We start from the raw sequence: 6,373 nt of genomic DNA, 5'->3' as shown, positions 1-6,373 counted from the left end.
AATTCCTACCGGTGGTGAAAGCGCTGCCGCTGTCCCTACTGGGGACAAAATTCCTGCCGGTGGCAAAGACGCTGCCGCTGTCCACAGTGTGGACACCAAAATCCCTACCGGCGGCAAAAACGCTGCCGCTGTTCAGCCCCTGGACAAAATTCCTACCGGTGGCAAAGACGCTGCCGCTGTCCCCCCCGGGGACAAAATTCCTACCGGCGGCGAAGAGGCTGCCGCTGTCCAGCCCCTGGACAAAATTCCTACCGGCGGCAAAAACGCTGCCGCTGTTCAGCCCCTGGACAAAATTCCTACCGGTGACAAAGACGCTGCCGCTGTGTCCACTGGACACAAAATTCCTACCGGTGGCAAAAGCGCTGCCGCTGTGTCCACTGGACACAAAATTCCTACCGGTGGCGAAGAGGCTGCCGCTGTGTCCACTGGACACAAAATTCCTACCGGTGGCAAAAGCGCTGCCGCTGTGTCCACTGGACACAAAATTCCTACCGGTGGTGAAAGCGCTGCCGCTGTCCCTACTGGGGACAAAATTTCTACCGGTGGCAAAAGCGCTGCCGCTGTGTCCACTGGACACAAAATTCCTACCGGTGGCGAAGAGGCTGCCGCTGTTCAGCCCCTGTACAAAATTCCTACCGGCGGCGACGACAAGGCCACTGTTTACAGTGTGGGCAGACTTTTACTGCGGCCGGTATGCATCTTTGCACATGGCAAGACACTCTTGCTACGCCCTACTCTGCCCAACATGTCGCGATGCAATCATTTTTTTGCTGCCGTGATGAATCCATTGTTTTTGATTTTTCTTTTGGTTTCGACCCGCTCTTTCTTCCTTTAAAGGAATAAGGGTAAGGGGGAGCCGTTTTTGCTGTTACCGGAGGTTTTATGACGACTGATACCGATAAAGAGATGCCCGTTCCGGGCAACGCCCCTGCCGCAGATGTAGCAGGTGAGAAATCCACTGGCGCAGAAGGTGCCGGCAGTAAAGCCGCTGCGGCGGAGCACCGCAACCGTCTGATCACGGAGACGCGCAGTCAGGAGGTGCAACAGTCCCTGGATGCCCTCGGCGATGATGTCGGGATGTTGACCCTACTGGAGCAGGACATCATCCGCGCCGAATCCGAGAGTGAGGAGGATGCGGCGGCAACCATTGCCCTGGAACAGAACAAGATCCGGCATGCCAAGGCCCTGAGTGAGGCGCAGAAGATGGTGAACCAGGCGATGCCGTCGCGCATGCTGCTCGAACGTCCGGCCTGGGGCATTACCGGTGCAGTCGGCGAGCTGCATATGCATTCCAGCTGGCTGCTCTGCATCGGGCGCAGTGCGTCAACCGGACGCGGTCCGGTGACCGGTCTGTACGGCTTTGCCGCCAAGGTGAAGCAGGTTCTCAACGATTACCGCCGGGGCTGTCCTTTCGCGGCGATGCGTTTGTTGAAGGTCGAGGAAGAGTTGAAGGTCGTCAACGACCTCTTCACCGCCAAACAGGATGAACTGCGCACGATGTTGCGCGAGAAGGTGCGGACGCGGATGGAACCGTTTACCTCGGCCAGACCGGCCGAAGCGCACCTCCATTTTGTCTCGCCTTATGCTTATCACGCTTTTGAGTTGATCTTGCTGCATGACGATGTCATCCGGATTATTTTTCCCTATATCCAGATGCGTCTGCTCGATGCCAAACCCTATCAGAATGTGTTGAGCGAAATGGGGCGTCATTTGCGCCGCTTATTGGCCTCCTGTGACGGCCATTTCTTTGTTGGTATGGAATCCTGGGACAGCAAGGATGATACCTGTCAGGCCGCCATCAATGCTTTCGGCGAACCGGACCCGGATACGCTCGCCGGCAAATTGCTCCCGTATCTGGTGACTGTGCCGCAAGCGTTTGTGCGTTAATGTCGTCATGATGTTATTGCAGATGCTGATAAAGCATTAGGGGTTGCCGTGTTGTTATTACCGGTCGTGCGGGAATGTTTTGATCCGTCACGACGCAAGCAGGATTTCGAGCTGCGCATCGAGCAGTTGCAGCTGCAACTGCAAGATGTGGTCAATGAGATGCAGACGCTGATTACCCGGCTGCGCCGCAATGTGCTGCTCCTTGACGGGGCCGACAAGATTTCCCTGCGCCGCATCCATGCCAACGGTATTGTGCAGCTGGTCTGGCAATTTCACGAAATCCGCAGTGAGGTGTGGCGCAATGGCCGGCATGGGGCCATGCAGGTATTGATGCCGGTGGAGGCCCTCGACAGCAACAAATTGCTGGCGGTCAGAACAGCGGTTTCCTTTCGGCGCGATGATTATTTCCTGCATGCGTTCAAGGAATATGAATTGCGCCGTATCAGCTTGAATCTGCAAGCCAAGACATTTTTCAATGTGATAAATCTGATCAAAATGCAAAGCCAATATCGCGGCATTACGCTTTTTTCTGAAACGGAGGCGTCATCATGATTATCATGAAATGGTATATAACCAAAGGTTATAAGGATTCGCCCCGTCATGCGGCGCATATGCCGTCTGCTTTGCCATTTGATATGCTGCCTGATGTGCTGCTGCCATACCGGATTCATTGCGTAAGCCATTCTTTATCAGCCGGGAGGAGATTGTCATGACCCGTTATTTTTCCATGCCGGAAGAAACGCTGCGTTTACCCGCAGCGGAGTTCAAAACCTATGCCGTCTTGCGCCGCATGGCGGAATGTCCGGCGATTGATCCGTTGTCGCGTGAGGCAAAAGCCGTCGCTCCCGACCTGCCGCTGCCGCTCTCGGCGCAGGGGGAGGCGGTCGGTCTTGCCATGCCGCTGCTATTGGCCGGGCTGTGTGTCTTGCGCCTGCAAGGCTTCGTCCTGCTGCACGGCGGGGTGGATTCGGTGCGGACGCTGCTCGCCCGGGGTGATGCCCTGTCCATCGAGCTGGTGGATCAGTTGCTGCCGGTGAGCGAGATCTGTCGCCGGGATGAGACCTTTGCCGATTTTGTCCGCGACTGTGCCGATCTGCAAGCTGACGGCCTGGCGCAGTATGGCGCCGGATACGGTACTGAGGCAGCAATAGTCCTGGCGCGTGCCAGGGAAAACGCCAGACGCATCCTCGCCCTGCCGTCTGCTTCCCTGCCGCTGGCGGCTGTTGCCGCCGGGGCGGTACGGCCCCGGCCCACCGGCTATGCGACCGGGGCGTCATGATGGGGTAGGGGGGGTGACGACCGGTTGGGATAACCCATGCGGATTTCTGCCACGACCGCCCTGCCCTGCCCCGGCAAATCCGTTTTCTTTTTCCTTTCACCAACACACAAGGAGTTCCCAATGGGCGCAAAAATCACTTTGCATGGCAACCTCGGCGATGACCCGCGCCACGGCGTGGCCAAGAACCGCCTGGGCGAAGACTTGCCCTGGGTCAGTTTTTCCATGCGGCAACCGCACTGGGTCAGGGAAAACAACGAGCCGGTCGATAAGGGCGGTTTCTGGATCAACGTGTCGTGGTTCTCGCGCAAGGCCGAAGTCGCCGCCACCCTGCTGAAAAAAGGGGCGGCGGTGATTGTCAGCGGCGACCTGCACGTCGAATTCTGGACCGATCAGGAAACCGGCGAGCTGCGCTCGGGCTTCAAGGTCAATGCCGACGAGGTCGGCCTGGACATGCGCGCCCTGAGCGGCGTCACCTACCGCAACCGCAGCTTCCAGGGGCCGTAACCGCAGCCCAACGTCGGCAAAATGGATGGACAGCGGCAACAGGACGGCCTGGGAGCCGGGACACCGTCGCAGCGTACCGCCCGGGCGCAGCAGCAACCACCCGCGCAAGCGCCGTACGGCGATAACGGTTATGACGATACCGGCTTTGCCGCCGCTACGCCGCCGGATTATCTCGACGAGGTACCACCACCCGGTGCAGAAGACCTGCCGGACGGCGTCGGCACGGACAAGGCAAAACCGGCCGGCAAAGGCGGCAAGGCAAAGAAAATGGCCGCCAGACCGCAAGACGCCCTGCCGGATGACGATTTCCCGGTGTAGGAGGCTGCATGTGTACCAAGAAAACCGGCGGACAAAGCCGCCATCTGCTGCGCCGCCTGGCACTGGCTGTCGGTACCGCTGCTGCTGCGGTGTTGCCGTCTGCCGAGGCGGGTATCAGCACCGCGCAGATCTTTTCCACCACCTTCAAGCAACTGCCGGACTGTCTTGATTACCGCATCCTCGGCCTGTCGCTGCGGGTCATCTGGACACCGTACGGCCCCGTGTATTTTTGGACCTTGCATGTCGGCCACACCGTGCCGGCAATGGTTGACCAGTCGCACCCCTATCTCGACAAGATGCCGTGGGAGGACTACAGCAACTTCATCGGCAGTGCGTACAAAACGGCGAGCGAAGCGGTCATCCGCCTCGCCTTCCCGTCCATCTCCGTGCCGGAAGCCGGTGCCGGACGTTACCGGCACCACAAATTCGGCAAACACTACGCGCCGCAGCACTACGAATCGGCGCTGATCGGTCATCCGGCGATGGTGATTTTCCAGAAGACCGGCCCGGCGCAGCAGCAATCCAATGACAAGACCAACAGCCGCTATTACCGGGGCAGCGGCAATGTGCCGCAGCAGGGAGGGAACACCGGCAACGGTCAGCAGCCGGTCAACACCGGGGACAAATTTCTTGGTGGCTGGCAGGACCGCAGTACACCGCATGGACAGTTCAGCGAGGGCGACAAGCAGGGGCTGAACTACGATCAGACCATGCAGCAGATCGACAGTGCCGACTACACCGATTACGACCGCACCAACGACAGCGTCACCCGTTCCGTGGACGACTACGGCCTCAGCAACGGCGGGCGCTACTACTGCACCCTGCCCTACACCCCGTTCTGGCCGTATTACCTCTCCGGGCTGGACAGCGTCTTATGGCGGCGTGGCTGGCCATTCGCCGAGCAGATCGTTTTCCCAGGTGAGCAGCGGCACACGCATATTGCGCAAGATACTGACCGGGAGGCGTTTGGCGGTCATCTGGTTGGAACGCACCGTGGATGACAGCAGCACGAGGTCGTATTGACACACCCCGGCCGCATCATCAAGCGCCTCGCGTATAGTCACGGTGTAACCCTGTTCCTGCAAGTGGCGGATGATGTCGCCATCCGCCGAGCCTTTGGGCGGATTTTCGCGCCAAAGGAAAAGCAGGTTGCCCTTGTTCTCCTGTTGTGCGGCGAGCGGGGCGCTGCACAGGGCAGCGAGCAGCAGCACAACGCAGGAACGGCGGAAAGTGGCAGTGAAAGTCATGGTTTTCTCCCGTGGTTGCAAATGAGAATGCCAGTGTATAACAGCTCCCCCGTGCGGCAAATCAATCCACTATACTGCGCGCTTCTCCCGCAACCTGCGCCCGCCATGACCCCCGAAACCCGCAAAACCCTCGCCAACGGCCTGTGGCACAACAATCCCGCCCTGGTGCAAATCCTCGGTCTCTGCCCGCTGCTCGCCACCTCGACCGACGCCGTGAATGCCATCGGTCTCGGTCTCGCCACCATCTTCGTCCTCACCCTGTCGAATACCCTCGTCGCCGCCACCCGCCGCTGGTTGCGCCCGGAAATCCGCATCCCGGTCTTTGTCCTGCTCATCGCGGGCGCCGTGACCGTGGTGGAAATCCTCATCCAGGCGCTGGCCTACCCGCTTTACCAGTCGCTCGGCATCTACCTTGCGCTCATCGTCACCAACTGCGTCATCATCGCCCGTGCCGAAGCCTATGCCGCCAAAAACCCCGTCCTGCCCGCCGCCATCGACGGCGCGGCGATGGGTACGGGTTTTGCCCTCGTCCTCATCATTCTTGGCAGTGTGCGGGAAATCCTCGCCACCGGCACTCTGTTTGCCGGTGCCGACCGCATCTTTGGTGCCGGTACCGACTGGACGCTCCACATTCACAGCGGCGAGAACCACCTCATTCTCGCCGCCCTGCCGCCCGGCGCATTCTTCTGCTACGGCCTGCTGATTGCAGGAAAAAACATCATCAACAATCTGCTGCAACGCCGCCGCAGGCAGCGCAGTACCTGAAAACCTGCCCGTCGGGCGGATGCCCAGGCTCCGAAAAATACTTGACGCCCCCCTTGCCGCTATGGATAATGCGCGGCCTTGCAAAGACGCGCCCGTAGCTCAGTTGGATAGAGTACCTGGCTACGAACCAGGCGGTCGGAGGTTCGAATCCTTCCGGGCGCGCCATCTTTCTCTTTACTTTGCGCGCCCGTAGCTCAGTTGGATAGAGTACCTGGCTACGAACCAGGCGGTCGGAGGTTCGAATCCTTTCGGGCGCGCCATCTTTTTCTATCAAATCCTTCTTTTTTGCCGATCTCCTTTCCATCCACTAAAAATTTGGGTGGTGGCCTGAAAAGTATGCCGGGCTGGACAAAGCCATAGTTGATGTAGTGAA

General features: G+C 59.2%; 9 protein-coding genes and 2 tRNA genes. 10 read left to right on the top strand and 1 reads right to left on the bottom strand.

Annotated features, from left to right (window positions below):
• Nucleotides 1-481: hypothetical protein (locus Q0562_RS12455; RefSeq protein ID WP_298644831.1), on the bottom strand; the 481-nt coding region annotated here is incomplete at its 3' end.
• On the opposite strand from Q0562_RS12455, the gene Q0562_RS12450 reads away from it, so the two are divergent.
• The 10 genes from Q0562_RS12450 to Q0562_RS12405 all read left to right on the top strand — a co-directional run bounded on the left by Q0562_RS12450 (nt 467) and on the right by Q0562_RS12405 (nt 6,260).
• Nucleotides 467-835 carry a hypothetical protein gene (locus tag Q0562_RS12450; RefSeq protein WP_298644829.1) on the top strand — a complete coding sequence of 123 codons (369 nt, stop codon included), beginning with the start codon at nt 467-469 and terminating at the stop codon, nt 833-835. The genes Q0562_RS12455 and Q0562_RS12450 overlap by 15 nt on opposite strands.
• Before the next feature lie 47 nt (nt 836-882).
• Nucleotides 883-1,887 (top strand): AcaB family transcriptional regulator, encoded by a 1,005-nt coding sequence (locus Q0562_RS12445; RefSeq protein WP_298644826.1) that lies wholly within the window; start codon nt 883-885, stop codon nt 1,885-1,887.
• A 48-nt stretch (nt 1,888-1,935) separates the two neighbouring features.
• The gene (locus tag Q0562_RS12440) at nt 1,936-2,439 is read left to right on the top strand and encodes a hypothetical protein (protein ID WP_298644823.1); all 504 of its coding nucleotides are present in this window, start codon (nt 1,936-1,938) and stop codon (nt 2,437-2,439) included.
• A gap of 157 nt (nt 2,440-2,596) precedes the next feature.
• Nucleotides 2,597-3,166 (top strand): hypothetical protein, encoded by a 570-nt coding sequence (locus tag Q0562_RS12435; protein ID WP_298644820.1) that lies wholly within the window; start codon nt 2,597-2,599, stop codon nt 3,164-3,166.
• A 120-nt stretch (nt 3,167-3,286) separates the two neighbouring features.
• Nucleotides 3,287-3,670 (top strand): single-stranded DNA-binding protein, encoded by a 384-nt coding sequence (locus Q0562_RS12430; RefSeq protein WP_298644818.1) that lies wholly within the window; start codon nt 3,287-3,289, stop codon nt 3,668-3,670.
• Between the two features lie 21 nt (nt 3,671-3,691).
• A complete protein-coding gene (locus Q0562_RS12425; RefSeq protein WP_298644816.1) occupies nt 3,692-3,988 on the top strand; it encodes a hypothetical protein in 297 nt (98 codons plus the stop codon).
• An 8-nt stretch (nt 3,989-3,996) separates the two neighbouring features.
• Complete coding sequence (locus Q0562_RS12420; RefSeq protein WP_298644813.1) at nt 3,997-4,989, top strand: hypothetical protein; 993 nt, start codon at nt 3,997-3,999, stop codon at nt 4,987-4,989.
• A gap of 351 nt (nt 4,990-5,340) precedes the next feature.
• Nucleotides 5,341-6,000: an electron transport complex subunit E gene (locus Q0562_RS12415; RefSeq protein ID WP_298644811.1), complete on the top strand. Its 660-nt coding sequence runs from the start codon at nt 5,341-5,343 to the stop codon at nt 5,998-6,000.
• An 88-nt stretch (nt 6,001-6,088) separates the two neighbouring features.
• Nucleotides 6,089-6,165: transfer RNA gene (locus Q0562_RS12410), tRNA-Arg, on the top strand.
• Between the two features lie 18 nt (nt 6,166-6,183).
• Nucleotides 6,184-6,260: transfer RNA gene (locus tag Q0562_RS12405), tRNA-Arg, on the top strand.
• Nucleotides 6,261-6,373 lie beyond the last annotated feature (113 nt).

Source organism: uncultured Cardiobacterium sp. (assembly GCF_938028825.1).
Classification (GTDB): Bacteria; Pseudomonadota; Gammaproteobacteria; order Cardiobacteriales; family Cardiobacteriaceae; genus Cardiobacterium.
Note: the sequence above shows the minus strand (reverse complement) of the source record. Positions and strands in the feature narration are given on the sequence as shown.

Coding starts and splice junctions, on each gene's coding strand:
- Q0562_RS12425 (WP_298644816.1), top strand. CDS start 3,692: ATGGATGGACAGCGGCAACAGGACGGCCTGGGAGCCGGGACACCGTCG.
- Q0562_RS12420 (WP_298644813.1), top strand. CDS start 3,997: ATGTGTACCAAGAAAACCGGCGGACAAAGCCGCCATCTGCTGCGCCGC.
- Q0562_RS12430 (WP_298644818.1), top strand. CDS start 3,287: ATGGGCGCAAAAATCACTTTGCATGGCAACCTCGGCGATGACCCGCGC.
- Q0562_RS12415 (WP_298644811.1), top strand. CDS start 5,341: ATGACCCCCGAAACCCGCAAAACCCTCGCCAACGGCCTGTGGCACAAC.
- Q0562_RS12445 (WP_298644826.1), top strand. CDS start 883: ATGACGACTGATACCGATAAAGAGATGCCCGTTCCGGGCAACGCCCCT.
- Q0562_RS12435 (WP_298644820.1), top strand. CDS start 2,597: ATGACCCGTTATTTTTCCATGCCGGAAGAAACGCTGCGTTTACCCGCA.